This window comes from Stutzerimonas kunmingensis (genome assembly GCF_014764705.1).
In the GTDB taxonomy this organism is placed as follows: domain Bacteria; phylum Pseudomonadota; class Gammaproteobacteria; order Pseudomonadales; family Pseudomonadaceae; genus Stutzerimonas.
In genome coordinates this window covers 1-1,596 of the sequence record NZ_JACXXG010000079.1, presented here as the reverse complement: position 1 = coordinate 1,596, position 1,596 = coordinate 1, and the positions used below count along the sequence as shown (strand labels likewise).

At 57.7% G+C, this 1,596-nt stretch carries 1 protein-coding gene; it reads left to right on the top strand.

Annotated elements, in window-relative coordinates; translation table 11 throughout:
* The first annotated feature begins 78 nt into the window (after nt 1-78).
* Nucleotides 79-1,500, top strand: coding sequence for an IS1182 family transposase (locus IEG05_RS22975; protein ID WP_152482034.1), 1,422 nt, complete (start codon nt 79-81; stop codon nt 1,498-1,500).
* Nucleotides 1,501-1,596: the final 96 nt, after the last annotated feature.

Below are 1,596 nucleotides of genomic sequence, written 5' to 3'. Positions count from 1 at the left end.
CAGACTGTGTGAAAACCTAGCAGTCTGAGAGCAAGCTGAAGACAATGCCTCCATCAGTTGATGGGGGCATTGTCGTTTATGGGCTACATCCAGGGCGAAGGTCGTCAGCAAAGCAGCCTGTTTCCTCCCACATTGGAGGAGCTGGTGCCGGAGGATCACTTGGTACGGGTGATCGAGGCCTATGTCGCTCGCCTGGATCTGCAGGCTCTGGGTTTCAGCAAGGCCGAACCACTCAAGACTGGACGTCCTGGCTATGATCCAGCGGATCTACTCAAGCTTTATCTGTACGGTTACTTCCAGCGCATCCGCTCCTCCCGGCGCCTGGAAGCTGAGTGCCAACGCAATGTCGAGGTGATGTGGCTGCTGGGCCGATTGGCACCGGATTTCAAGACCATTGCTGATTTTCGCAAGGACAACAGCGCTGCTTTTCAGGCGACCTGCCGCACCTTCGTCCAGTTCTGTCGCCAGGTGGGGCTGATCAGCGGGCAACTCGTGGCCATCGATGGCAGCAAGTTTCAGGCGGTGGCGTCGCAACGCAAGCATCTGAGCCTGACGAAGCTCAAGCGCCAACAAGCCAAACTGGAGGCGCAGATAAGCCGTTATCTGGCAGAACTGGACGAGGCTGACCGCAGTGAGGCAACTGAAGGGGTTGATCGCCGTGCGGTCAAGGCAGCGCTGCAGCACCTGGAGAGCCGACATGCCGATAACCTGACAGCCCAGGCGTTGATGGAGGTACAGAGGCTGGATCAGTTCGTCGTGGGCGAGGACGAGGCCCGCATGATGCGTACCCACCAGGGGGCTCGCGTGGCTTATAACGTGCAAAGCGCAGTAGATGGCGAGCATGGGCTGATCGTGCATCATGCCGTCACTCAGAACGGCAGCGATAACCAGCAACTGGAACCGATGGCCAAGGCCGCCCAGGCGATCCTAGAACAGGAAGCGCTGACGGTTACAGCCGATGCCGGCTACTCCAATGGTGAGCAGTTTCAAGCCTGTGATGATGCTGGGATTACGGCCTATGTGCCGGAGAATCGAGGTATCAATAACAAGGGCGACGACACGCCGCTATTCGATCGCAGCGCCTTCACTTATGACGCCACCCACGACCAGTACCAATGCCCGGCAGGCAAATGGCTACTGTTCAAGCAGGTCAGTGGCCTACAGCGCATCTATGCCGTGCAGGATGACTGCGCGGGCTGTCCATTGAAAACACGCTGCACCAAGGCTAAACGTCGACACGTGAGTCGGCATGTCCATGAATCCGCGTTCGAACGCATGCATCAGCGGATGCAGGCGCATCCAGAGATGATGGTCAGGCGCCGATCCATCGTCGAACATCCCTTCGGCAATCTGAAGCAGTGGATTTTGGGTAATGGTCGCTTCCTGCTCCGACAACTGCGGGGAGCGCGGACGGAAATGGCCCTGGCGGTCAACGCCTACAACCTTAAACGAGCTATCAATGTGCTGGGTGCCCGTCGGTTGATCGAGCTGTTGGGGTAAATCCCGCTTTCCATTTCCAAGCATCAAAAACACCAACGCCCCGAACCAGTCGGGGCGTTGGATTTTTCTGGCGTCAGTGCGTTTTCACACGCTCTG

Bases quoted from the DNA above. Each gene is read 5' to 3' on its own strand.
- IEG05_RS22975 (WP_152482034.1), top strand. From the start codon at position 79: ATGGGCTACATCCAGGGCGAAGGTCGTCAGCAAAGCAGCCTGTTTCCT.